Origin of the sequence: Streptomyces dengpaensis (assembly GCF_002946835.1) — a bacterium.
GTDB classification, from domain to species: Bacteria; Actinomycetota; Actinomycetes; order Streptomycetales; family Streptomycetaceae; genus Streptomyces; species Streptomyces dengpaensis.
Genome location: NZ_CP026652.1, coordinates 7,706,129 through 7,729,014, shown reverse-complemented (window position 1 = coordinate 7,729,014; position 22,886 = coordinate 7,706,129). Strand labels below are relative to the sequence as shown.

The following is a 22,886-nucleotide window of genomic DNA, read 5'->3' as shown; positions in this document are numbered from 1 at the left end:
GGCGCCCACCGTCACATCACGTGCTGCGGCGCTTCCCATTCCTCGGCCCGGTGGAGCTCCTCGCCGTTGTCCGAATTCGTCATCACCACAAGGCCCGTGCCGGACCTGAGCCGTACGGAGGTCAGCGCGCGGAAGCCCGCGCTCTGCCCGTCGTGGCCGAACTCGGGCTCCCCGGGCGTGCCCTCGACCACCGTGCCCAAGCCGTAGAAACTGCCCGGAAACGCCTCCGTGAGCATGACGCCCGCGAGCCGCGCGGACAGCAGGTCGGACAGGCCCTGGTGCGCGCGGCGCAGCGCCCCGGCGAAGACGGCCAGGTCGGCGGGCGTGGACCACAGACCGCTGCCCGCGCGCACCGGACGCACCCGGTGGCCGCCGGACAGTTCATGTCCGTACTGGTCGTGCCCCGCGGCGGCGTCGGCGGCTCCGGGCTCCCCGAAGGCGCTGTCGCGCATACCCAGCGGCTCGAACACCAGCTCCCGGACGGTCTTGCCGAAGTCCCGCCCGGTGACGTCGGCCAGCAGCTGTTCCACGACCGCCCACTGGGCGCCCTCCTTGCGGAACAGGGAGCCCGGCTCGTGCTCCGCGCGGATCCCGTCCAGGATGTCGGAGAGGTGTGGCATGGCCTCGTCGGGGCGCCACCAGGTGGCCTGCGTGCCCGCGAGGCCGGAGGTGTTGGACAGGCACTGGCGCAGCGTGACCGGGCTGCCGCCGGCCGCCCTGGGCAGCGTACGGCCGATGAGGAGGCCGTCCAGGTCCGCGTCGAGGTCGAGGACTCCGCGGTCGACGAGCCGCAGCGCGGCGTACGCGGTGATCTGCTTGCTGATCGAGCCCGCCTGGAACCGGGTGCGCAGGGTCACCGGTGCGCCCGTCTCGGCGGAGCGGACGCCGTGGGCGTGGACGCCGACGGGTTCGCCGTCCCGCAGGAGGGCGATGGCCGCACCCGGAATGCGGTGCCGCTCCATGACCCGCTCTACGTCGATCCCGACCTCTGTCGAGGGCAGCGCGGCGGCAACTGTCGTCATCGTCGTTCGTCCCGTCGTCTCTCGTTCTGTCGCGGCTCTTGTTCCGTCGCGGCTCTTGTTCCGTCGCGTCGAGTGCCCTCGCGAGCTTCTCGATCGTGTCGTTGTCCGGGGGCGTGCGCAACGCGAAGGCGAGGCCCGCACGGCGGGCAGGCCGGTGCCTTCGGCCGGGCTCGGCGCCCGGATGGCCGATGCGGTGGCCCGGGCTTAGCGTGCTGAGGGGGTCTTGTTGCGCGGGAACGTCGTGATCGCTGCGGAAGGAACCTCATGAAGCTCGACAGGCCGGTGACCGGCGGACCCTGCTGGACCGATCTCGCAACCAACAATGTGGACGCGGCCAAGCGCTTCTACGCCGATCTCTTCGGCTGGCGCCCGGAGACGGATCCGCGCCCGGAGGCGGGCGGCTACACGATCGCGTACCTCGGTGACGCCCCGGTCTCGGCGATCACCCCGCAGTTCCAGGAGTCGCAGCCCGTCGCCTGGAACGTGTCGTTCGCCGTGGCCGACGCGGACGCCGCCGCGGAGGCGGTTCGGGCCGCCGGAGGCACGCCGACCCTCGGCCCGATGGACGTGTTCGACATCGGGCGGTTCGCGGTCGCCCTCGACCCGGGTGGCGCGTCTTTCCAGATGTGGCAGGCGAAGACCTTCCCGGGCGCGGGGCTGTTCAACTCCCCGGGCTCGCTCGGCTGGGTGGAGCTGCTGACCCGTGCGCCCGATCGGGTCACCGAGTTCTACACCCAGGTGTTCGGCTGGACCGTGAACGCCTCGGAGAACTACACCCAATGGGGCATCGAGGGCGCCGACTTCGGCGGCATGCTCACGATGGGCGAGAAGTTCCCGCACGAGGTGCCGTCGCACTGGCTGCCGTACTTCGCCGTCGAGGACGTGGACTCCACGGCGAACGCCGCCGTAGGGGCGGGCGGCAGCATGCTCATGGAGCCCACATCCGTACCGGAGGGCCCGCGCATCGCCGTCCTGCGGGACCCGCAGGGTGCCGCCTTCGGCGTCCATGTGGCGGGCGAGGAAAGCTAGGTCTGACCTCACCGCGGCCCAGTTGCCCGACCGTGACGATCGCCTCGCCGGCGGCAGCGATCCCTCCTCGCCGGCCGCCGGTTCGTCGCCGCACGCTGCCGTGTCAGGCGCGCGGCAGCCTCAGCCGGCCTTCCAGCTGACCGAGCAACTCGCCCAGCAGATCGGCCAGTTCACGCTGTCGGCCAAGGTCGACCCCGGACAGGACCGTCGTCTCGTATGCGAGCTGCTCGGGCAGGACGCCGTCGACGAGTTCGCGTCCCTCGTCGGTGAGCCGGACGTGCGCGACGCGGCGGTCACGGGTGTCACCGCGCCGCTCGACCAGACCGCGCTCGGTCAGCTGCTTGAGCCGCTTGGTGACGGCGGCACCCGAGGAGAAGGTCTCGCGGGCGATCTCGCTGGGCGTCAGCTCGTGTCCGGTGCGCCGCAGGGTGCCGAGGACGTCGAACTCGGGCCGGGTGAGGCCGGCCCGGCGCAGCGGGGCGTCCTCGGCCTGTTGAAGGAGCGCGGCACAGCGGTTGACGCGGCCGATGACCTCCATGGGCCCGGTGTCGAGATCGGGCCGCACCGTCCGCCACTGCCGCACGACGGCCGCCACGGTGTCAGCGGGCACGGCCGCCCGTCCTGCGAGGGCGCCCGCCGCGTCATCCTGTCCGGCGGGGGTACCCGCGGCGTCCGGGTGTCCGGCGGGGGTACCCGCGGCGTCCGCCTGTCCGGCGGGGGTCGGCGAGGGTCCCGTCGTACCCACAGCCGCCGCCCGTGCGTCGGGGGCGCCCTCGGACTCCGCCCGTCCGGCGGACGGACGCTCGTGATCCGTCCATACGGCGGAAGCACTCTCGTGATCCGTCCGTCCGGCGGGGGTGCTCACGCCCTCGGCCCGTACGTCGGGGCCACCCTCCGTCTCCGCCCGCCGGTCCCCTGTCGTCATGCCCGTATGCCCTCCAAGCAGTGCAGTCCCTGTCGTCGTACCGTCGCCGCGAGCGTACGGTGTCCGGCCTGCTCAGCCCGCATGACCCGCTCTTCGGGCAGGGCTCGCTGCCACCATTCGCCGGCGGCGGCGTCGGCCGTGGCGCGCAGGTCGACGACGGCGGCCGCCAGGCCGCGGCGAGCGGACTCAAGGGCGCCGGGCTCGGGGCGCTCCTCGGCCAGCAGCATGGCGGCGCGCTGCTGAGCGTGCTCCACCGCCCAGAGGGCGTGCTCGATGCGGTCGCCGGCCCGCCGGTTGGTGACGGCGAGCCCGGCGGCGCAGCCGAGGGCGGTGCGCAGAGCGATGGGGGCGCGGTGGCCGAGGCGGCGCGGCAACGGCCGTTCGCCGTGGGCGTCATACCCATAACCTGAACAGATGTTTTACTAGTGAAATATATCCACCGTCACACCTCCCACCTGCGGTGAACCCCCGCACGCCCCCGCGCGTACACCCTTGCGCCTGCTTGCGCCCCGCCCGTACCGGGCAGGACTTGACCGACCGAGCGACTTCACGGACTGTCAGTCATCGTCGAGCGGGGAGGTACGCGGTGCACGGACCTGCTTCGCCCGGCTGGCTGCTCGTCGTGCTGTGCGCGGCGACCGGGGCCTACTGCCTGCTGCGGATGCGCAGCCGCGTCGAGGAACAGCGCCGCACGGCGGGCAGTGAGGCGCTCATGGGCTTCGGCATGGCGGCGATGGCCGTACCCGCCGCGGTGGCCACCCCGCCACGCTGGGCCTGGCTCGCCTACACCGCCGTCTTCGGCGCCACCGCCCTGCGCGCTCTCTGGACCGCCCGCACGAGCCCGCACCACCTGCACCACCTGATGGGCGCCTTCGCGATGGTCTACATGGCGGCCGTCATGGCCGCCTCCCCCGGACACCACGACCACGCCACCTCCGGCATCCCCCTGATCACCGGCCTTCTCCTGCTCTACTTCACCGGTTATGTCCTGCGCTCCGGCGTCCGCCTCCTGCCGGTGACCGCCCTGTCCGCGAGCACCCGCACCCTCGCGTGGGGCGACCGCCCCGAACTGTCCCAGGCGTGCCGCCTTTCCATGGGAATCGCGATGCTGGCGATGCTGGTCACGCTCTGAGAACGGTCCACGGGGGTACGCGCGTTGGGACGGGCGGGCGTACGAGTACAAGTACGAGCAAGGAAACGGGCGGGCGTACGAGCATGAGGCCTGTACGAAGCCGTGGCGTACGTCACTTGCCGTCGCAGCCCGTAGGCATCGGCGACGCCCCGCTCATAGGCTTCACCCCATGATGGTCCCCGCGGCACTGTTGCTGCTCGGCGCCCTGGCCGCCGTGGTTGCTCCACGGCTGCTCGCCCGGGCGGACTGGCCGGACCGTGAACCGGTGGTCGCCCTGTGGGTGTGGCAGTGCGTGGTGGCGGCCGTTCTGCTGTGCTGCGTGCTGTCGATGACGCTGAGCGCTGCCGCCGCTTGGGTGGCGGTGCGTGGCCATGTGTTCAGTTCGGCTCCGCGTTCGGTCGTGGACGCGTACGCGTTGAGCACGGGCGGCAGTTGGGCGGCGACGACCGCCGTGGCGCTCGCGTGTGGCGGCGTCTGGACCGCGGCGATGCTGGTCCGCGAGATCGTACGGGCCCGGACGCGCTGCCGACGGCGACGGACCGAACTCCGCCTACGGGCCCCGCTGTTGCCCGGCGAGGAGCCCGGAGCCGACCGTCTGGTGGTCCTGGAGGGCGAACGCCCCGACGCCTGGTGGCTGCCCGGAACCGCACCCCGACTCGTCATCACCACGGCCGCGTTGCGCCGCCTGAAGGGGCGCCAGCTGGATGCCGTACTCGCCCATGAGCAGGGGCATGCGCGGGCTCGGCACAACTGGCTGCTGCACTGTTCGGCCGCGCTGGCAACCGGCTTTCCGCGGGTGCCGGTGTTCGCCGCGTTCCGCGACGAGATGCACCGGCTGGTCGAACTCGCAGCCGACGATGTGGCATCGCGCCGCTTCGGCCGCCTCACCATCGCCCTCGCCCTAGTGGAACTCAACGAGGACCGGGGCGTGTTCGGCCCCTGCCCCACCCCCGACGCCCACGTTCCCCGACGCGTCCACCGCCTCCTCACCGCCCCGGACCGCCTCACGGCGGGCCGCCGCCTCCGCCTGACGGCAGCGGCTGCGCTGGTGCCGGTGATTCCGGTGCTGGTGACGTTCGTGCCGGGGTTGCGGGCGCTGGGGTAGCGGGGCCTCGGGCACCGGACGTTCCCGGGACGGCGGCCGCGCGCCCCCGAGGTTGGCCTTGGGCCCCTCAAGTCGGCAAGGATCACCCCATGCACTCCCCGCCCGTCGACTCACCGTCCCAGCGGCCGGGCCCTCGCACGGCGGCGCTCACCGCGGCGGCTCTGGCCGTGCCCGCCCTGCTGCTGCTTCTGCTGGTCGCGTTCTCCTGGCATCCTTTGCTCGCCGTCGACGGCGACATCGCGCGCACCACGCACACTTGGGCCGTCGAGGAACCCGGCGTCACCCAGGCGTCCCGGATTCTGACGGACTGGGTGTGGGATCCCTGGACAATGCGGGTGGTGTGCGCGGTCGCCGTGGTCTGGCTGGTGTGGATCCACTCGGCATGGTGGCTCGCCCTATGGGTGGCGGCCACATGTGCGCTGGGCACACTGGCGCAGCAGGGACTGAAGTCGGCGGTCGGCCGCGAGCGCCCTGTCTGGCCCGACCCCGTGGACTCCGCCGACTACGAGGCCTTCCCCTCCGGCCACGCCCTGACGGCCATGGTGGTGTGCGGGCTGCTGCTCTGGCTGCTCCACCTCTACGGCGCCGGACGCGCCCTGCGGCGTACGGCGTCGGCCCTGGCCGTGGTCTCCGCCGTGGGCGTCGGACTCACCCGCGTCTGGCTCGGCGTGCACTGGCCGTCGGACGTCGTGGGCGGCTGGCTCATCGGCGCGCTGCTGGTGGCCCTGGCGGTGGCCTCGTACGAACGGTGGATTGCCCCCGGCACAGGACGACTCGACCCGCGCGAATCAACCGACCCCTGACCCGCACGAGACCGCGCAATCATGAGCCGCAGGAGACCGCCCGCCCATGAGCCGCACGAGCCGACTCGCCCTTGACCCACGCCGACCGCGCCACGAAGGATCCCCCTCATGACGATCAAAGGCGTGCTCTTCGACTTCTCCGGAACCCTCTTCCGTGCCGAGTCGACCGAGTCCTGGCTGCGCGGCGCGCTCCGGGCAGCCGGTCTCACCCTGCCGGAAGGGAAGTTGGCCGAGGCCGCGCACGCTCTGGAGAGCGTGGGCGCACTGCCCGGCGGCGGCCGGCCGCCTCGGCTGCCCGAGGGGTTCGACGAGGTGTGGCGCACCCGCGACGCGAGCGCCGAGCTGCACCGGGCCGCGTATACCGGAATCTCCCGGCAGGTACTACTGCCTGGTCCCCTCCACGACGCGCTGTACGACCGCCACATGGTCCCGGACGCCTGGAACCCCTACCCGGACGCGCACGGCGTACTGAGCGCGCTGCGCGAGCACGGGATCGCGGTCGGGGTGGTCAGCAACATCGGCTGGGATCTTCGGCCCGTCTTCCGCGAGCACGGCCTCGACCCGTACGTCGGCGCGTACGTCCTGTCGTACGAACACGGCATCCAGAAGCCGGATCCCCGGCTGTTCGCGGCCGCCTGCGACGCGCTCGGCATCGCACCCGAGGACACCCTGATGGTCGGCGACGACCGCCGCGCGGACGGCGGTGCGGCGGCCCTGGGCTGCCGGGTGCACTTCGTCGACCATCTGCCGGTGACGCACCGCCCGGACGGGCTGCGGCCCGTCCTCGACCTGCTCGGCTGACGTCCGCGCCGGCGCGGTTCGGGGCGGCTTGAAGCGGCCCCGGGTCCTGCAGATTGATGAGGAGGCCCTGCCGGTCCTGCCAGTTTTTCGTTCACCATCCTGGCCCCCAGCACTCGCGCACCGACCCGACCCGCGAGCCACTGCGCTCGGGGAAGATCGCCAAAGTTGCTCATGTGCACAAAGACCGTGTGGTCTTCAGCAGGCCGCTCCCACTCCACGTCATCCGTGTTGACCACGGCCTGCACCCCCTCGTACTTCGGGTTCGCCAGGAGGTCGAGTTCCGGAACGTCCGGCCACACGCCGTGCCAGTCGATGGTGGCGGGCCCGGTGCCGAGGGCACGCACAAAGGACTGCTCCACGCCATCAGCCGGCACATCGACGTCCACGAAAATCGGAAGGTGCGCCTCAAGTTCTCCGCGGGTTGTCGGCAACGTGTCCGCCCGGTACTCATGGCTCAGCCGTTCGGGATCGAACGGCGCGCACTCGTAAAGCGCGTTCGGCAGTACGCCCGCCATCCGCCACACGTCCTCGGCCGTCTGCAGCTCGGCCGCCAGGCGGACGGTCGGCTCGGACCAGGACATCAGTTCCCGCAGGCGCTGAGCCAGTGCGGAAGAGGAAGCCCGCGAGCGCGGGGTCGGGGCCGTGTTGCCGCGCGCGCCGGAAAACCAGGTGCGTGTGGCCGCGACCGTCACCTACCGTGCCGGGCATGCGCGTCGTTTTCACCAAAGGTCCCGGTACGAGCTACGACATCGCCGTGCACCGCGAGACCGGTGCCGCGCTCGCTCCGCGCAACGGGCCCGGCGGGCATCCGTATCTCCCGCACGACCTGGTGCACTTGCTCGTCGAGGTCGAGGCGGGCATCAAGCTCGGGGTCTACGGGCGGCTGGCCGCCGGTGACAACGGCCTGTTCTGGCCCGCCGACCCCGCGGAGCGCGCCAAGGCCGCCCGGCGCCGCAAGTCGAAGCGAGTGAAGTCGTCCTCCCAGGCGAAGGCCGACATGGCCAGGTCGGAGGAGCTGGCGGGCATCGCCGTCCCCGTGTGGGAGGTGCGGCACGGCCACGCGCGGGAGCTGCCGGCGTATGTGTTGGCGGGGGAGATCCCCCCGGTGGTCGACCGGATCGTGTCCCGGTTCGACGACTACGCCGACCGCTGGCACACGCTGCCGGTCGGAGGTTCGCTGACCCTGACGTGGTGACGCCGGCTCAGTCCGCGGTGTCCGACACTGACGTGATGGACCAACTTCCGAAGACGGTCGGGCTGGTCCGCGGCGTCCTGCTGAGCCTCGCTCGCGTCTGGACCACGCTCGCCACGGGCGGGATCAGATCCAAGGACGGCTGATGCACGCTCAGCCCCCGCACGTCCGTCTCGGATGATCCCCCGTGTCACCCGAGACGGACGGCAGTACCGGGCCTCGAAGGGTCTCGGCCCGGAAGCCCTGAGTATAGTTGGCTGACAGCCAGTCAACGCAGGAGTTACAGCATGTCCCCGCGCAGCGCCTCGGTCAATGAAGAGTTGCGGCGACGTTCACGGGAGCGGTTGCTGCAGGCCGCGGTGGAGCTGGTGAGCGAGCGCGGCTATGAGGCGACGACGCTCGGCGACATCGCGGATCGCGCGGGATCGGCGCGCGGACTGGTGTCGTACTACTTCCCCGGCAAACGCCAGCTCGTGCAGTCCGCCGTGCACCGGCTGATGCACGGCACGCTGGAGGAGGCGCTGGAGCGCGAGCCGCGTACGGAGGACGGCCGGGAGCAGATGGCACGGGCCATCGACGCGATCCTGGGCCTCGCCCGGGACCACCCCGTGCTGATGCGCCAGCACATGGCCGGGATTCTGCACGCGGAGGGGTTCGTGCAGTGCCCGGAGCAGCAACGGCTCGCGCAGCTCCTGCTGGACACCGTCGCCCGGTACGGCTCGCCTGACCCCGCCCGCGACTACCCGATGCTGCGCGCGCTGCTCATGGGCGCGGTGTACTCGGCCCTGGTGCCGGGCGTTCCGATGCCGGTCCCGACGCTGCGTGCCGAGTTGTTCGAGCGCTACCGCCTCGACGGCGAGCACGGTGTCCCGCCGGACACCGTGGTGCCCGGCGGGACGTACGAGACCGATGTGTCACGGTTCTTCGCGACGGACGACCGCCCCCGTCACCGATCCGGGGATCAGTCGAAGTAGTCCGGCTGCGTCTGGACGTTGAGCTCGCGCAGTTGGACCCACTTCGCCGGGTCCGTGCGCCGGTCGCTGAGCTTCAGTACGTCGAAGCCCTTGGCTATGTCGTTCGAGTAGATGTGGCCGTTGTAGTAGTACGCCGACCACGAGCCGCCGATCTGGATGGTGTCGGTGGTCAGCGGGCCTCGCTCGAAGTAGGCGATCTCCTTCGGGTTGGCCGAGTCGGTGAAGTCCCAGACGGAGACGCCGCCCTGGTACCACGCCTGGACCATGAGGTCCTTGCCCTTGACGGGGATCAGCGAGCCGTTGTGGGCCACGCAGTTCTCGGTGTCCGCCTGGTGGCGGGAGATCTTGAAGTAGCTCTTGAAGACCAGTTTCCGGTCGTCGCCCTTGCCGACGATGTCGTAGATGCCGTCGGCGCCGCGGTTGGGACCGATCTCCGCGTTGCAGGTGGGCGCGACACCACCGCCCAGCTCATCGGTGAACACGACCTTGTTGGCCTTCTGGTTGAAGGTCGCCGAGTGCCAGAACGCGAAGTTCACATTGTCCTGGACCTGGTCGATGACCTTCGGGTGCTCCGGGTCCTCGATGGAGAACAGGATGCCGTCGCCCATGCAGGCGCCCGCGGCCAGGTCCTTCGACGGCAGGACGGTGATGTCGTGGCAGCCGGTGGTCTTGGACACGCCCGGGTTGGTGGGCCCGCCCGGGTTGCCGCCGCCGTCCGGTCCCTCACCGGGGAAGAGGACGGGGAAGCCCACCACGGCGGCCTTCTCCGGCGCGTTGCGCGGCACCTTGATGACCGAGATGCCGTCGTGCGGCGGCTGGCAGTCGGGGAAGGTGGCGCTCGGCGAGTACGAGGAGACGTAGACGTAGACGTTCTTGCGCTCGGGCACCAGCGTGTGCGTGTGCGAGCCGCACGCGGTCTCGACGGCGGCGACGTACCTCGGGTTCGTCTTGTCGCTGATGTCGAAGATCTTCATGCCCTCCCACGACGACTTCTCCGTCGCGGGCTGCGAGGTGCTGGTGCAGGAGTTGTCGCTGCGCGAGGAGTCGGTGGACAGGAAGAGCAGGTCGCCGGAGACGGAGACGTCGTTCTGCGATCCGGGACACAGCACTTGGGCAACCGACTTGGGCGCCTTCGGGTTGCTGATGTCGAAGATGCGGAAGCCGTCGTAGTTGCCGGCGTACGCGTACTTGCCCTGGAAGGCCAGGTCCGAATTGAGGCCGGTGACGGCCTCCTTGGGGACGTTGGCGAGGTGCTCGATGTTGTCGGAGTGGACGATCTCGTCCCGGCCGGGTATCTCGCCGTCGGCTATCGCCGCCTTCACATCGGCGGCGTCGCTCTTGGAGACCTTCTCCTGCGCGGCCGGGCTGTCCCCGGGGTCGGGGGTCGCCACCGCCGGACCGGCCGTGAGCAGCGCGGCCAGGAGTCCTGCCGCGGCCGCGGCAACTCCCAGGCGTCTGTGCCGCGTTCGGGGATTGTTCAACAGGGTCACTGCTTCCTCCCTTGTGCCGTTCGCGTGGGAACGGTTCACGGATCCCCGCAGTATCGTCTGCATCATGCACAGATCAACAGGGGGCAACACACTCGTGATGAAGGTTTTCGATCGATCACACGCGAAAGAGTGCTAGGACGGTCATCGGCACTCACGAGGTGCCGTGCCTCAGCTCGCCTGTCACAGGAGGTCGTTGTGCTCTTCCGCCGTGCGTCCCGCGCGTCCATCGCCATGGCCTCGTCGGCCGTCCTGGCCGTGCTCGCGGTCGGGGGCTGCGACTCCGGCTCCGACGCCAAGTCCGCCGCGGCGAGCGGGCCTTCGGTCATCGCGCCGGGCAAGCCCGGTGAGGCGAACCGGACGCTGTCCGCTCAGGACGCCGCCGAGCAACACGCGGACGACGACTCCCCCAACTCGGCGGACCTGTCGTACGCACGGATGATGATCGAGCACCACACCCAGGCGCTGGAGATGACCGAACTCGCCCCGAAGCACGCCGAGTCGACGAAGGTGAAGCGGCTCGCGGAGCGGATCTCCGCCGCGCAGGGACCGGAGATCGCCGCCATGAAGAGCTGGCTGAAAACGCACGGCAAAGGCAAGAGCAGCGGGCACGAGCACGCCACGATGCCCGGGATGGCGACCGAGGCGCAGCTCACGAAGTTGCGCGCCGCCGAGGGCAAGGCGTTCGACGAACTCTTCCTGAAGCTGATGATCACCCATCACGAGGGGGCGATCACGATGGCCACGGACGTGAAGGCGCAGGGCAACAACGTCCAGATCGACGAGATGGCCGACGACGTGATCGCGCAGCAGACGAGCGAGATCACGCGGATGCGCGACATGTCGTAACGGCCACGGGTCGGGCGCGGCGGCGCTTCGGGCGGCGCGGAAGGGCGGCCCGGAGGGCGGCGCAGGCAGGTCCGCCGCACGCCTCGAAGAGCGGTTCCTCGATCCGGTCGGCGCAGGCCGCGAGGTCGTCGACGGAGAGGAAGGATGCTTCCGGCACATACGGACCGCGACCGCCTGCGCACACTCCATACGAGCTGACACGCGCACGCGCGCCGCGCGCCGCACCCTGTTTGCGGAGCATGTGCGGTGCGATGCTGGAACCGTCAGCGACCTCCCTGGTCCCTCGGGTACTCGGGTAAGGAGTTCCGCCGTGCTGCATGTCGCCGTCGTCGGCTCGGGGCCCAGCGGGGTTTACAGCGCCCAGAGCCTCCTCCAGAGCCAGATCCCGGGAGTCCGGGTGGACGTCCTGGACCGGCTGCCGTGCCCGTACGGCCTGGTGCGCTACGGCGTCGCGCCCGACCACGAGAAGATCAAGAGCCTGCAGAACAATCTGCGGACGGTGCTGGAGGACGAGCGGGTGCGGTTCCTGGGCGGCGTCCAGGTCGGCCCGGGCGGGGTGCCGGTGACCCGGCTGCGGGAGATGTACCACGCGGTGATCTACTGCGTGGGCGCCGCCACCGACCGCCACCTCGGGGTGCCCGGCGAGGAGCTGCCCGGCAGCTGGTCGGCGACCGAGTTCGTGTCCTGGTACAGCGCGCACCCCGACTCCGTGTCCGACGGCTTCACCCTCGGCGCGCGGTCGGCCGCGGTCATCGGCGTCGGCAATGTGGCCGTCGACGTGACCCGGATGCTGGCCCGCGGCGCGGCCGAGCTGAGCCCCACCGACATGCCGCAGGCGGCGCTCACCGCCCTGGCCGCGAGCAAGGTGACGGACATCAGCATGGTCGGGCGGCGCGGCCCGTCGCAGGCCCGCTTCACCACCAAGGAGCTGCGCGAGCTGGGCTCACTGCCGGACACCGAAGTCATCGTGGATCCCGAGGAGTTGGCGCTCGATCCGGCGTACGTCGATCCGTCGGGGCTGCCCGCGGCGCAGCGCCGCAATGTGGAGGTGCTGCGCGGCTGGGCCGCCACGCCGCCACAGGGCCGTGCCCGCCGGATCCGGCTGCGTTTCTTCCTGCGCCCGGTCGAACTGCTCGCCGACAAAGGGCGCGTGGGTGCGGTGCGTTTCGAGCGGACGCTGCCGGACGGGAAGGGCGGGGTGACGGGGACCGGACAGTACGAGGACATCGAGGCGCAGTTGGTGCTGCGCTCGGTCGGCTATCGCGGGGTGCCGATCGAAGGGCTGCCGTTCGACGCCGACCATGGCACGGTGCCGCATCGGGCGGGACGGATACTGCGGGACGGCGCGATCACCCCGGGCGAGTACGTGGCGGGCTGGATCAAGCGCGGCCCGACGGGCGTCATCGGCACCAACCGGCCGTGCGCCAAGGAGACGGTGGCCTCGCTGCTGGAGGACGCCCCGCTGCTCGCACAGCGGGACCTGCCCGAGGACCCGCTCGCGGCACTGCGGGCGGAGGGGCTGCGGCCGGTCGAGTGGGCCGGATGGCAGGCGATCGAGCGGGCCGAGGCGGACCTCGGAGCCTCGCTCGGCCGGAGCGTGGTCAAGCTTCCCGACTGGGATTCACTGCTGACGGCTGCGCGGACGGCGGGTTCCTGAGCAGCGGCGGCGCGGACGGCAGGTGCTGAGCAGCGAGCCGAGGTGTCCCTAGCAGGACCGAGGGGGTGCCAGCAGAGCCGAGGGGTTCCCAGCAGAGTCGGCGGCGGCTCCGTGGGCAGGACACGTGGCGGCAACAGGCCGGAAATCAACAAACTGTTCAACCCCCTTACGGTCTCGTGCTGTCCGGACCTGCTCGTATCGTTCGGACGGTCCCCCGCTCCCCCGCCGCTCCTGGAGTGCCCATGGCAACGCCCGCACCCGTGCATCCCGTCGACGAGGTCCCACCCGTACGCCAACTGGCCGCCTTCGGGCTGCAGCACGTACTCGCGATGTACGCGGGCGCGGTGGCCGTTCCGCTGATCGTGGGCGGTGCGATGAAGCTGTCGCCCGCCGATCTGGCGTATCTGATCACCGCGGATCTGCTGGTGTGCGGGATCGCGACGCTGATCCAGTGCGTGGGTTTCTGGCGCTTCGGGGTGCGGCTGCCGATCATGCAGGGCTGCACCTTCGCGGCCGTCTCGCCGATGGTGCTCATCGGGACGACGGGCGGCGGACTGCCCGCGATCTACGGGTCGGTGATCGTCGCGGGCCTCGCGATCGTCCTGCTCGCCCCGGTCTTCGGGAAGCTGCTCCGGTTCTTCCCGCCACTCGTCACGGGCACGGTCATTCTGATCATCGGTGTCTCGCTGCTGCCGGTGGCGGGCAACTGGGCGGCCGGCGGCGTGGGCGCGAAGGACTTCGGGGAGCCGGAGAACCTGGCGCTCGCGGGCTTCGTGCTGGCCGTGGTGCTGGGCGTGCAGCGGTTCGCGCCGGCCTTCCTGAGCCGGATCGCGGTGCTGATCGGTATCGCCGTGGGTCTCGCCGTCGCGGTGCCCTTCGGGTTCACGGACTTCGGCGGGGTCGGGGACGCCGACTGGGTCGGGATCAGTACGCCGTTCCACTTCGGCGCACCGACGTTCCACGCCTCCGCGATCATCTCGATGCTGGTTGTGGCTTTGGTGACCATGACCGAGACGACCGGTGACTTCATCGCGGTGGGCGAGATGACCGACCGGCCGGTTCAGCCGCGTTCGCTCGCGGACGGTCTGCGCGCCGACGGCCTCTCGACCGTCCTCGGCGGCGTCTTCAACACCTTCCCCTACACGGCGTTCGCGCAGAACGTGGGCCTTGTCGGCATGACCCGGGTGCGCAGCCGCTGGGTTGTCGCCGCCGCCGGCGGCATCCTCGTCCTGCTCGGCCTGCTGCCCAAGCTGGGCGCGGTTGTGGCGGCTATTCCGGCGCCGGTGCTGGGCGGCGCGGGCCTGGTGATGTTCGGAACGGTCGCCGCGAGCGGCCTGCGCACCCTCGCCGCGGTCGACTTCAAGGGCAACAACAACCTGACGGTGGTGGCCGTTTCGGTCGCCGTGGGCATGCTGCCGGTCGGGGTGCCGACGGTCTACGAGAAGTTCCCCGACTGGTTCCAGACGGTGATGAACAGCGGGATCAGCGCGGGCTGCCTGACGGCGATCGTGCTGAACCTGCTCTTCAACCACCTGCCGGGGAAGGCGAGTTCAGCCGAGGCGGACGGCCTGGCGGGCGGCAGCGGCGAGGACGCTGCCGAGAAGGCCCGGGAAGAGGCCGTCTAGCTCGTCGTTGCGCAGGACGCTCATCTTGGCCGTGCCCCGGTAGACCTGCCGGATCATTCCGCTCTCGCGCAGCACCCGGAAGTGGTGCGTGGTCGTGGACTTGGTGACCGGCAGGTCGAAATGCGAACACGCGAGCTCGCCGCCGTCGGCGGCGAGCTCGCACACGATCTGGAGCCGCATGGGGTCGGAGAGGGCGTGCAGGACCGACTCGAGCCGGATCTCCTCGCGCGCGGGGTGCGGCAGATCACGGCTGCCGGCGGCGGGGACGGCGGTCCTCATGGCGGCTCCACTTCATCCGGGAACTCATCCCTGAATCACCCCTGAGTCCATCAGGGAACTCCATTGTACGAGACCTTTCGTAGTTTGATATTCGCCGTACTACGATGCCTATCGTATGAGGCGTACACCGGTCCCGCGACGAATGGAGTCCGCCGTGAGCGCGCTCTTCGAGCCCTACACCCTGCGTGATGGCCCGTGCCACCGGCGGAACCGGCCTGATCATCGTCGAGGCGACCGCCGCCTCCCCCGAGGGCCGCATCAGCCCGTACGACCTCGGCATCTGGAACGACACCCGGGTCTGACGGCCCAGGGGGCGCGTTCGGCGTACGGCTGGTTCTCGGCGAGGAGCAGGAACCGGCTCGCGAGGCGCATGAGGAGCGCGGCGGCCGCGGCGAGCAGGACGAGGGCCAGCGTTCCGGCCTGGAGAACGGGCAGGTCCTGGGCCAGTGCGGCCTGGAGGGTGGTCCGGCCGAACCCCGGGATGTCGTAGACCTGCTCCACGGCGACCGCGCCGCCGGTCAGGCCGACCACGAGTCGAACGCCGGGGAAAGGTTGGGGGAGTTCCCGAGGCCGAGCGCCCCGCCCGCCCCGGCGCCGGGCACGATCGCGGCGACCGCGCCCGGCGAGCGTGGTCCAGTCGGCGCGGATCACGGGTGGGTTCCTGGGAAAGGGTGCCGGTGTCGGGTGCGTCCAGCCGGACATCGGCACCCTCCCTGTCAGCCCGTCAGGCGGCCAGCACAGCCGGCGCACTCGGCGCGCACGGCGCGCACGGCGCGCACGGCGCGCACGGCGCGCACGGCGCGCACGGCGCGCACGGCGCAGGCGGCGCGCACGGCGCAGGCGGCGCAGCCGTCGCACTCGGCGCCGTCGGCGATTCGGCCTGGGCGAGCAGTGCGACCAGGGTCGCGCGGGCGCGTGCCACACGGGAGCGGAGCGTCCCGATGGGGCAGCCACTGACCTCGGCGGCCTCCGCGTACGGCATGCCCATCAGCTGGGTGAGGACGAACGCCTCGCGCCGGTCGTCGGGCAGCGCGGCCAGCAGGTCGAGCAGCGCGATGCCGTCGTCGAAGCCGGGCACGTCGCGCGGCTGGGCCAGCTCCGCGGCCACCTGCCAGTCGCCGCTGTCGCTCAGCCGCGGCCGGGCGGCGGTATGCCGGAAGCTGTCGATCACCGCACGGCGTGCGATGGACAGCAGCCAGGCGCGGGCCGAGGAACGCCCCTCGAACCGGTGCAGGCTGCCGAGCGCCCGCAGGAACGTGTCCTGGGCGAGGTCATCGGCGGCCTGGGGGTCCGCGGAGAGATGGGCGACGTACCGGACGACGTCGCGATGCAGGGCGCGTACGAAACGTTCGACGGCAGCCGCGTCGCCGCCGCGGGCGGCCAGCGCCCAGGCGGTTATCGACTCGTCGATCGATGCCGTTTTCTCGCTCCTCCCGCTCCTCTCGCTCCTCTCTCTTGGGTCGGATTCGTCGCGCAAGGCGGGTACGGCAGAAGTGATCACCAGGTGTCCTTCTCGGTCATCCGTGATCCGGACCGCCGGGCGCGGGCGCGGTGGTCCGGGTGTGGGGTAGGGCCGTACGGCGAGTACGGCCGATGCCCGAAGCGCGCGGAGGCGCTTCGGGGAACCTGCTGTCTCAGACGACAGCGGTCCCCACGGGCGGACCCCGAGAAGTGATCGCGTGAACGAGAAGGAGGTGCCGCGGCGCGCGGTCCGAGGAGCCACGGCGTACGCGGAACCGCGGACAGTGCGGGGGCGCGGGCAGGGCGAGCGGCAGTCGCAGGGGCGCGGCCAGCCAGCCCGCCACCGCCCGCAGGATGCGGAAAACGGCGCGCTCGCCGTACGCCAGCCAGAGGCCGCAGAGCAGCGCGGCCAGCAGGTGGGCGGCGAGCATGCCGAACGAGGACGTACCGCCCGAGTCCATGTGCCCCATGTGCCCCATGTCCATGGCGTCCGCGGACATGGAGTCCATAGAGCCCATATGCATGGATTCCATGTGCGCGGGACTCATGTGCGCGGAGCTCATGTGCATGGACTCCATGTGCATGGACTCCATGTGCATGGAGCTCATGTCGTGCCCCGTGGAGCCCCATGGCAGAGCGCCCACGCCCATCGAGCCCAGCCCCGAACCCGAGGCCACCGACTGCGCGACCGAGAACGCCGAGTGGAGCAGCCCTTGGGCGACGACCACCACGGACACGATCAACGGCTGCCCGCGCTCACGGCCGGCCAGGGACCACCCCACGCCGCCCATGGCCACGACTCCGCCGGCCATGGCCCACCAGGCCACCGGGGAACCGGACATCATCACGTGCCCCAGGGCGGCGAGCAGCACACAGACGGCCGCGAACATCGCGGCCCGTACTGTGCGAGAACACCACCCAGCAGTCATGACGGCCCTCATCCTTGCATCCGCGGTTCGGTCGTCAGGTGTAGGTACGGAAGACCGCTCGGCGTGCGGTCAATCGCGAACGTGTGATCCAGGACACGAAACGCGCGACAACTCACCGCACTTACCGACCGACCTCTCCGTCATAGCCGCGGCCGTACCGGCCGTAGTCACACTCGTACGGTCATAGCCGCAGGCAGGGAAGGGAGTTGCGCGGGCCGCCGCGTGGCGCGCGGCATTCTCGAACGGCGAAGACCCTACGTGTTGTAGGTTTCTCCGTCGTGTACCTCTTACGTGATGGAGGCCCCGTGAAGGAACGTGACGCCGGGCGACCGGGACGCGGACCGGCACCCGTACTGGCCCTGCTCGTGCCGAGCCTCGGGGTCGCAGCGGTGGGCGTGTATCACCTGTGCGGGTTCGACCTGCACGCCGTGCACGGTCGCCCGCATCTCGACGACGGGCTGACCATGGCGGGCGTGATCATGGCCGTCGTGACGGCGGGAGCGGCCCTCGGCGATCTCCTGTGGCGGGCGGCGACGCGCGACCGCTCGGCCGACGACGGCGGAAAGCCCTGCCCGGCGCGTCCAGAGCTGTGACACGCCCACAGACGAGACGGCCCTACCCCCTCAGCTCGTCTTCCGCCCCCACAGTGGCCCAATCCGCTCCCACTCCTGGTCCCACTGCGCCATGCGCCGCCGTTCAAGGCGGCCTCGCACGAGCCGTCCGCAGACGAACGGCACGCCCGCGCCGCTGACGCCGGCCAGGACGCCGACCAGGGAGGCGCGCAGGCGGGCCTGGGACGCAGAGGCGGGCTCGGTGACAAGGCGGCCAGCGGGGTCGGTCCAGACGGTGACCGGGGTGCCCGCGCCGGTGCCGGCGTGCACCCGCGTCCGGCCCGCGCGCTGCGAGCCGTCTGCCGCGGTCCAGCGCACCTTCGCCCAGACGAAGGTGCCGGACTCCGCGGCGCGCGCAGTCGGCGCGTTCTCGGTGAGGAGGGCCGGGACGGAGCGCCGCTCGGCGCGCTGCTGGGCGAGCCCGTGCTCCACGGTGTGCCCGGCAGCCAGGCCGGTGATCACGCCGCCGAGCACGGTGAACACCCAGGCGACGAACACGATCCAGGCCTCCACGGCATCACTGCGCCGCCGCAGCGGATTGCGTCGCCACCGCCACAGCCACAGCCGCACCTTCGGACCACGGAATGCCGCCATCAATGGCATCCTCCTCACGACCGCGCGGACCCGCCACATCTCCCTCCCATACGCGCTCGGTCCGCTCGCCGCTCACGCCAAGTCCCTCGGCTCTCCTCCGTCCCAGGCGTCCCGGCACCCCCCGGCCACGCCCGGTCATCACTGGCGAAAGCCTCGGCCGGACAGCGAAACCACCGCCCTGACCTGCGGAAATGTCACATCCTGAGGTGACTGTCAGTGGCTGGGTGCAGACTGGCCCGTGTCTGAGACAACGACGTGGCGGAGGTGGTCTGCATGACCGACGTACTGCTCAGCGTAGGCACGCGCAAGGGGCTCTTCATCGGCCGACGGCGCGGCGGCGCCTGGGAGTTCGACGAGAGTCCGTACTTCAACGCGCAGGCCGTGTACTCGATCGCGATCGACACCCGGGGCGAGCGCCCGAGGCTGCTGGCCGGAGGGGACAGCTCGCACTGGGGCCCGTCCGTCTTCCACTCCGACGACCTGGGCCGGACATGGGCCGAACCGGCTCAGCCCGCCGTCAAGTTCCCCAAGGACACCGGCGCTTCGCTGGAGCGGGTGTGGCAGTTGCACCCGGCAGCCGCCGAACCGGACGTGGTGTACGCGGGCACGGAGCCGGCCGCGCTGTACCGCTCGGAGGACCGGGGCGAGTCCTTCGAGCTCGTCCGTCCGCTGTGGGAGCACCCCACGCGCTCGAAGTGGGTGCCGGGCGGCGGCGGGGAAGGGCTGCACACCATCCTCACCGACCACCGCGACCCGCGTGCCGTGACGGTCGCCGTCTCCACGGCCGGGGTGTTCCGCACCGAGGACGGCGGCGTGAGCTGGGCGCCCTCCAACTCCGGTGTCTCCGCGGTGTTCCTGCCGGATCCGAACCCGGAATTCGGCCAGTGCGTGCACAAGATCGCCCAGGACGCGGTGACTCCGGACCGGCTGTATCTGCAGAACCACTGGGGGGTGTACCGCAGCGACGACGCGGGCAAGCACTGGACCGACATCGGCGACGGCCTGCCGTCCACGTTCGGCTTCGCGGCGGCCGCGCATCCGCACCGCGGCGACACGGCGTACGTATTCCCCATCAACGCCGACGCGGACCGTGTCCCGGCCGGCCGGCGATGCCGCGTCTACCGTACGGCGGACGCGGGCAAGAGCTGGGAGCCGCTGTCGGCCGGGCTGCCCGCCGAGGACCACTACGGCACGGTGCTGCGCGACGCGCTGTGCACGGACGGCGCGGACCCGGCAGGCGTGTACTTCGGCAACCGCAACGGCGAGGTGTACGCGTCGGCCGACGACGGCGACAGCTGGCGGCAGTTGGCCTCGCATCTGCCGGACGTGCTCTGCGTACGCGCCGCGGTCGTCGCCTGAGCCTGACCGGCAGCCCCGAGCCTGCCCAACTGTCCTGAGCCCGACCGAGAACCGGGAGACCCCACCGGACCATGAAAACGCGCACCTTGTCTCCAGGGCGCCCATATCGTCAACGGATCGGTCATCCTCGGTCGCCCCACGGCCACCGGTTGATCTCCGCCGCCTGTACGGCAGTAGGGTGACGCCCGTGGCACCACGACCGTTGCGTGAAATCGTTGAACCCGGCTGGGCGAAAGCCCTGGAACCCGTCGCCGGACGGATCGCCGAGATGGGCGACTTCCTGCGCGCGGAGATCGCCGCGGGGCGCACCTATCTCCCGGCGGGGGCGAATGTCCTGCGGGCCTTCCAGCAGCCCTTCGACGACGTACGGGTCCTGATCGTCGGCCAGGACCCGTACCCGACGCCGGGACACGCGGTGGGGCTGTCGTTCTCCGTCGCGCCGGACGTCCGTCCGCTGCCCGGCAGCCTGATCAACATCTTCCGCGAGCTCAACACCGACCTGGGGCTGCCCCAGCCGTCCAACGGCGACCTCACGCCGTGGAGCAAGCAGGGTGTGCTCCTGCTCAACAGGGCGCTCACCACGGCCCCGCGCAGCCCGGCCGCCCATCGCGGCAAGGGCTGGGAGGAGGTCACCGAGCAGGCGATACGGGCGCTGGCCGAGCGAGGCGGGCCGCTGGTGTCGATCCTGTGGGGCCGCGACGCCCGCAACCTGCGTCCGCTCCTCGGCGACCTGCCCTCGGTGGAGTCCGCCCACCCCTCCCCCATGTCGGCGGACCGCGGCTTCTTCGGCTCCCGCCCCTTCAGCCGCGCCAATGACCTGCTGGCCAGGCAGGGAGCCGAGCCGGTGGACTGGCGCCTGCCGTGACGCCCGGCGGCACGCTGCCCGGTGTACTGGCCGTGGACTCGGGGGGCTCGGGGCTGCGCGCGGTGCTCGCCGTGCGCGGGGAGGCCTCAGGGGCTCCCCTGGCCTCGAAGGAACCGGTCCGCACGGGCCCGCGCGGCATCGACGCCGGACATCTGCTGGAGCAACTGCTGCCGATGGTCCGGCAGTTGATGGCTGACTCCGGGGTCGACGGGCTCGCCTCCGTCGCCATCGGAGCGGCGGGCCTGGCCACGCTCGGCGAAGACCTGCGCGCCGAGCTGCCGTCGGCACTGGAGCGTGAACTCGGCGTGCGCCGACTCGCGTTGGCCGCCGACGCCGTGACCGCGTACACGGGTGCGCTCGGTCAGCGGCCGGGCGCGGTGATCGCCGCCGGCACCGGCATGATCGCGGTCGGCACCGACCTGAAGAGCTGGCGCAGGGCCGACGGGTGGGGCCATCTGCTCGGCGACTGCGGCGGCGGGGCCTGGATCGGCCGCGCGGGCCTCGAAGCGGCCGCGCGGGCCTTCGACGGGCGCCCGGGTGGCTCGGCGGGGCTGCTGGCGCGTGCCGAGAGGATGTTCGGCCCGGTACCAGGGTTGCCGGGCAGGCTGTACCCGCGCGCCGACCGGCCGGCCGTACTCGCCGCTTTCGCGCCCGAGGTAGCCACCTGCGCCGAGAGCGACCCCGTGGCGGCGGGCATCCTGCGCGCGGCGGCGCGGAACATGGCCGAGTCGGCAGCCGCCGTGTGCCCGCCCTCGGGAGAGCCCCATGTCGCCCTCGCCGGCGGCCTGTTCAAAATGGGCGACCCCCTCCTCGTACCGCTGCGTGGGGAGTTGGCGGTGCGCCTGCCGCACGCCCGGCAGATACCGGCCGCGGGCGACCCGCTGCGAGGCGCCCTGGGGATCGCCGTCGACCTGGCGAACGACGAGCTCGCCCTGCCTCACGACCAGCAAATGCTGTACGTGGTAACCGAAAAGACGTGAACAAGACATAACCCCGACGCGCCCGAAATAGCGGATAGATACGCCCCTGCCGGACAAGTGAGGCCGATGCCCGCATCGGACGTCGGCACACATCACATGCCGGGCAAGCGGGTTGTTACTGATCACTTCTGATCCGTACGTAACTCATCAGACAAAAGCGGACGGATACCGCTCACCTGCACCCTCCCCGAACAGGGGAACCCAAGAAACCAGTAACATGCGGCGCCATGAGCTCCCCCACTGGGCCCGCGTCCGGCCTGCCCGTACGAATGCCGCGACCCCGCCAGTCCGGGCGGCACCGCCGCCCGGAACCCCTGGCGGCTCCCGAGGGCGCGCCCGCGTTCGTCCTCGCGGTGCCGGGCACCCCCAGCGCCGCCACGCGCGGCCTCGCCGAGGAGGTCGTGAGCATCGCGCGCTCCGAGCTGCCCGGCCTCGACGCCCGGATCGGGTACCTCGACGGGAACGATGAGTTCCCCACGCTGCAGTCCGTGCTGGCGCACGCCGCCGAGGAGCGGGTCGCGCGCTTCGAGCAGGCCCGCGCCGCCGGTGCCGACGTGACCCAGCCCGACGGCCCCGTCGCCATCGTCGTGCCGCTGCTCGCCGGCCCGGACAACGCGCTGCTGCGCCGGGTCCGCCAGGCCGTCATGGACAGCCGGGTCGCTGCCGAACTGACCGATGTGCTCGGCCCGCACCCGCTGCTCGCCGAGGCGCTGCACGTGCGCCTGTCCGAGGCGGGTCTGGCCCGTGCCGACCGCGCCCGGCTGTTCACCGTGGCCACCGCGGCCGACGGCATCATCCTCGCCACCGTGGGCGGCGAGGAGGCCGTGCAGGCGGCCGGGATCACCGGCATGCTGCTCGCCGCGCGGCTCGCCGTGCCGGTGATGGCGGCGGCGCTCGACGTGGACGGCGCGATCGCGGCCACCGCCGAGCAGCTGCGCGGCTCGGGCTCCCAGCAGCTCGCGCTCGCGCCGTATCTGATCGGCCCGGAGCTCGACGCGGGTCTGCTCGACGCGGCCGCCAAGGAGGTGGGCTGCTCCGCCGCCGAGGCGCTCGGCCCGTACCCGGCGATCGGCAAGCTCGCGCTGGCCCAGTACACAACGGCGTTGGGCATCGCCCCGCAGCAGCCGCAGGGCGCTCCGGTCCGCTAGCCGACCGGAACACCGGCCTCCAGGCCCATCAGTCGCGCAAAGGGCCCGCTCCTCTCGCA

22 protein-coding genes and 4 pseudogenes are annotated in these 22,886 nt (G+C 71.4%); 17 read left to right on the top strand and 9 right to left on the bottom strand.

The genetic code is table 11. The features are described from left to right. Nucleotides 1–11: 11 nt before the first annotated feature. Nucleotides 12–1,022, bottom strand: a complete 1,011-nt coding sequence (locus C4B68_RS36020; protein ID WP_099503330.1) for a serine hydrolase domain-containing protein — start codon at nt 1,020–1,022, stop codon at nt 12–14. A 264-nt stretch (nt 1,023–1,286) separates the two neighbouring features. Here C4B68_RS36020 and C4B68_RS36015 point away from each other — a divergent pair, with 264 nt between their 5' ends. Further along, the gene (locus C4B68_RS36015) at nt 1,287–2,051 is read left to right on the top strand and encodes a VOC family protein (RefSeq protein WP_099503332.1); all 765 of its coding nucleotides are present in this window, start codon (nt 1,287–1,289) and stop codon (nt 2,049–2,051) included. A gap of 103 nt (nt 2,052–2,154) precedes the next feature. On the opposite strand, the gene C4B68_RS36010 is transcribed toward C4B68_RS36015, so the two are convergent. Both C4B68_RS36010 and C4B68_RS36005 read right to left on the bottom strand, forming a co-directional pair. Beyond that, a complete protein-coding gene (locus C4B68_RS36010; RefSeq protein WP_099503472.1) occupies nt 2,155–2,661 on the bottom strand; it encodes a MarR family winged helix-turn-helix transcriptional regulator in 507 nt (168 codons plus the stop codon). Between the two features lie 311 nt (nt 2,662–2,972). Beyond that, nucleotides 2,973–3,290, bottom strand: a pseudogene (locus C4B68_RS36005) (FUSC family protein); the annotation flags it as partial. A gap of 272 nt (nt 3,291–3,562) precedes the next feature. Here C4B68_RS36005 and C4B68_RS36000 point away from each other — a divergent pair. The 7 genes from C4B68_RS36000 (at nt 3,563) to C4B68_RS35975 (ending at nt 8,983) form a co-directional block, all read left to right on the top strand. Continuing rightward, nucleotides 3,563–4,108 carry a DUF5134 domain-containing protein gene (locus tag C4B68_RS36000; RefSeq protein ID WP_099503334.1) on the top strand — a complete coding sequence of 182 codons (546 nt, stop codon included), beginning with the start codon at nt 3,563–3,565 and terminating at the stop codon, nt 4,106–4,108. Nucleotides 4,109–4,277: 169 nt separating this feature from the next. Continuing rightward, on the top strand, nt 4,278–5,213 hold the full coding sequence (locus tag C4B68_RS35995) for a M56 family metallopeptidase (RefSeq protein ID WP_099503336.1): 936 nt from the start codon (nt 4,278–4,280) through the stop codon (nt 5,211–5,213). A gap of 89 nt (nt 5,214–5,302) precedes the next feature. Then, nucleotides 5,303–6,016, top strand: a complete 714-nt coding sequence (locus C4B68_RS35990; protein ID WP_099503338.1) for a phosphatase PAP2 family protein — start codon at nt 5,303–5,305, stop codon at nt 6,014–6,016. Nucleotides 6,017–6,124: 108 nt separating this feature from the next. Continuing rightward, nucleotides 6,125–6,817, top strand: coding sequence for an HAD family hydrolase (locus tag C4B68_RS35985; protein ID WP_099503340.1), 693 nt, complete (start codon nt 6,125–6,127; stop codon nt 6,815–6,817). Nucleotides 6,818–7,523: 706 nt separating this feature from the next. Next, entirely contained in the window at nt 7,524–8,012 is a 489-nt protein-coding gene (locus C4B68_RS35980) for a hypothetical protein (protein WP_167459226.1), read from the top strand. Nucleotides 8,013–8,047: 35 nt separating this feature from the next. After that, complete coding sequence (locus C4B68_RS41495) at nt 8,048–8,155, top strand: aminoglycoside adenylyltransferase domain-containing protein (RefSeq protein WP_143674368.1); 108 nt, start codon at nt 8,048–8,050, stop codon at nt 8,153–8,155. A 141-nt stretch (nt 8,156–8,296) separates the two neighbouring features. Beyond that, nucleotides 8,297–8,983, top strand: a complete 687-nt coding sequence (locus C4B68_RS35975) for a TetR/AcrR family transcriptional regulator (protein ID WP_099503344.1) — start codon at nt 8,297–8,299, stop codon at nt 8,981–8,983. Here the strand turns inward: C4B68_RS35975 and C4B68_RS35970 are convergent. Then, the gene (locus tag C4B68_RS35970) at nt 8,971–10,473 is read right to left on the bottom strand and encodes an LVIVD repeat-containing protein (protein WP_099503474.1); all 1,503 of its coding nucleotides are present in this window, start codon (nt 10,471–10,473) and stop codon (nt 8,971–8,973) included. The two genes, C4B68_RS35975 and C4B68_RS35970, sit on opposite strands and share 13 nt — an antisense overlap. Nucleotides 10,474–10,668: 195 nt before the next feature. Between C4B68_RS35970 and C4B68_RS35965 the strand changes: the two genes are divergently transcribed. The 3 genes from C4B68_RS35965 (at nt 10,669) to C4B68_RS35955 (ending at nt 14,601) form a co-directional block, all read left to right on the top strand. Beyond that, a complete protein-coding gene (locus tag C4B68_RS35965; RefSeq protein ID WP_099503346.1) occupies nt 10,669–11,319 on the top strand; it encodes a DUF305 domain-containing protein in 651 nt (216 codons plus the stop codon). 310 nt (nt 11,320–11,629) lie between these two features. After that, a complete protein-coding gene (locus C4B68_RS35960) occupies nt 11,630–12,976 on the top strand; it encodes an FAD-dependent oxidoreductase (RefSeq protein WP_099503348.1) in 1,347 nt (448 codons plus the stop codon). A 242-nt stretch (nt 12,977–13,218) separates the two neighbouring features. Continuing rightward, a complete protein-coding gene (locus C4B68_RS35955; protein WP_099503350.1) occupies nt 13,219–14,601 on the top strand; it encodes a nucleobase:cation symporter-2 family protein in 1,383 nt (460 codons plus the stop codon). Here the strand turns inward: C4B68_RS35955 and C4B68_RS35950 are convergent. Continuing rightward, nucleotides 14,527–14,880 (bottom strand): ArsR/SmtB family transcription factor, encoded by a 354-nt coding sequence (locus C4B68_RS35950; protein ID WP_099503352.1) that lies wholly within the window; start codon nt 14,878–14,880, stop codon nt 14,527–14,529. The genes C4B68_RS35955 and C4B68_RS35950 overlap by 75 nt on opposite strands. A gap of 191 nt (nt 14,881–15,071) precedes the next feature. Here C4B68_RS35950 and C4B68_RS44210 point away from each other — a divergent pair. Beyond that, nucleotides 15,072–15,179, top strand: a pseudogene (locus tag C4B68_RS44210) (NADH:flavin oxidoreductase/NADH oxidase); the annotation flags it as partial. 46 nt (nt 15,180–15,225) lie between these two features. Here C4B68_RS44210 and C4B68_RS35940 read toward each other — a convergent pair. The 3 genes and pseudogenes from C4B68_RS35940 to C4B68_RS35930 form a co-directional block, all read right to left on the bottom strand. Further along, a pseudogene (locus C4B68_RS35940) lies at nt 15,226–15,471 on the bottom strand (ABC transporter permease subunit); the annotation flags it as partial. Between the two features lie 262 nt (nt 15,472–15,733). Continuing rightward, a pseudogene (locus C4B68_RS35935) lies at nt 15,734–16,381 on the bottom strand (sigma-70 family RNA polymerase sigma factor); the annotation flags it as partial. A 133-nt stretch (nt 16,382–16,514) separates the two neighbouring features. Then, nucleotides 16,515–17,270, bottom strand: a complete 756-nt coding sequence (locus tag C4B68_RS35930) for a hypothetical protein (RefSeq protein WP_099503476.1) — start codon at nt 17,268–17,270, stop codon at nt 16,515–16,517. A 305-nt stretch (nt 17,271–17,575) separates the two neighbouring features. Between C4B68_RS35930 and C4B68_RS35925 the strand changes: the two genes are divergently transcribed. Continuing rightward, a complete protein-coding gene (locus C4B68_RS35925) occupies nt 17,576–17,863 on the top strand; it encodes a hypothetical protein (protein WP_180289309.1) in 288 nt (95 codons plus the stop codon). Nucleotides 17,864–17,893: 30 nt separating this feature from the next. Here the strand turns inward: C4B68_RS35925 and C4B68_RS35920 are convergent, their stop codons facing one another. Further along, the gene (locus C4B68_RS35920; protein ID WP_099503356.1) at nt 17,894–18,475 is read right to left on the bottom strand and encodes an Rv1733c family protein; all 582 of its coding nucleotides are present in this window, start codon (nt 18,473–18,475) and stop codon (nt 17,894–17,896) included. A gap of 273 nt (nt 18,476–18,748) precedes the next feature. Between C4B68_RS35920 and C4B68_RS35915 the strand changes: the two genes are divergently transcribed. The 4 genes from C4B68_RS35915 to C4B68_RS35900 all read left to right on the top strand — a co-directional run bounded on the left by C4B68_RS35915 (nt 18,749) and on the right by C4B68_RS35900 (nt 22,827). Beyond that, on the top strand, nt 18,749–19,834 hold the full coding sequence (locus C4B68_RS35915; RefSeq protein WP_099503478.1) for a WD40/YVTN/BNR-like repeat-containing protein: 1,086 nt from the start codon (nt 18,749–18,751) through the stop codon (nt 19,832–19,834). A gap of 187 nt (nt 19,835–20,021) precedes the next feature. Continuing rightward, nucleotides 20,022–20,699, top strand: coding sequence for a uracil-DNA glycosylase (locus C4B68_RS35910; RefSeq protein ID WP_099503358.1), 678 nt, complete (start codon nt 20,022–20,024; stop codon nt 20,697–20,699). Beyond that, nucleotides 20,696–21,679: an N-acetylglucosamine kinase gene (locus tag C4B68_RS35905; RefSeq protein ID WP_099503360.1), complete on the top strand. Its 984-nt coding sequence runs from the start codon at nt 20,696–20,698 to the stop codon at nt 21,677–21,679. The genes C4B68_RS35910 and C4B68_RS35905 overlap by 4 nt, the downstream gene beginning before the upstream one ends. Nucleotides 21,680–21,906: 227 nt before the next feature. Then, nucleotides 21,907–22,827: a sirohydrochlorin chelatase gene (locus C4B68_RS35900; protein WP_099503362.1), complete on the top strand. Its 921-nt coding sequence runs from the start codon at nt 21,907–21,909 to the stop codon at nt 22,825–22,827. The last annotated feature ends 59 nt before the right edge of the window (nt 22,828–22,886 follow it).

Bases quoted from the DNA above. Each gene is read 5' to 3' on its own strand.
- C4B68_RS35920 (WP_099503356.1), bottom strand. From the start codon at position 18,475: ATGGCGGCATTCCGTGGTCCGAAGGTGCGGCTGTGGCTGTGGCGGTGG.
- C4B68_RS36015 (WP_099503332.1), top strand. From the start codon at position 1,287: ATGAAGCTCGACAGGCCGGTGACCGGCGGACCCTGCTGGACCGATCTC.
- C4B68_RS41495 (WP_143674368.1), top strand. From the start codon at position 8,048: ATGGACCAACTTCCGAAGACGGTCGGGCTGGTCCGCGGCGTCCTGCTG.
- C4B68_RS35990 (WP_099503338.1), top strand. From the start codon at position 5,303: ATGCACTCCCCGCCCGTCGACTCACCGTCCCAGCGGCCGGGCCCTCGC.
- C4B68_RS35950 (WP_099503352.1), bottom strand. From the start codon at position 14,880: ATGAGGACCGCCGTCCCCGCCGCCGGCAGCCGTGATCTGCCGCACCCC.
- C4B68_RS35985 (WP_099503340.1), top strand. From the start codon at position 6,125: ATGACGATCAAAGGCGTGCTCTTCGACTTCTCCGGAACCCTCTTCCGT.
- C4B68_RS35955 (WP_099503350.1), top strand. From the start codon at position 13,219: ATGGCAACGCCCGCACCCGTGCATCCCGTCGACGAGGTCCCACCCGTA.
- C4B68_RS35980 (WP_167459226.1), top strand. From the start codon at position 7,524: ATGCGCGTCGTTTTCACCAAAGGTCCCGGTACGAGCTACGACATCGCC.
- C4B68_RS35930 (WP_099503476.1), bottom strand. From the start codon at position 17,270: ATGACTGCTGGGTGGTGTTCTCGCACAGTACGGGCCGCGATGTTCGCG.
- C4B68_RS35915 (WP_099503478.1), top strand. From the start codon at position 18,749: ATGACCGACGTACTGCTCAGCGTAGGCACGCGCAAGGGGCTCTTCATC.
- C4B68_RS35995 (WP_099503336.1), top strand. From the start codon at position 4,278: ATGATGGTCCCCGCGGCACTGTTGCTGCTCGGCGCCCTGGCCGCCGTG.
- C4B68_RS35900 (WP_099503362.1), top strand. From the start codon at position 21,907: ATGAGCTCCCCCACTGGGCCCGCGTCCGGCCTGCCCGTACGAATGCCG.
- C4B68_RS35975 (WP_099503344.1), top strand. From the start codon at position 8,297: ATGTCCCCGCGCAGCGCCTCGGTCAATGAAGAGTTGCGGCGACGTTCA.
- C4B68_RS36020 (WP_099503330.1), bottom strand. From the start codon at position 1,022: ATGACGACAGTTGCCGCCGCGCTGCCCTCGACAGAGGTCGGGATCGAC.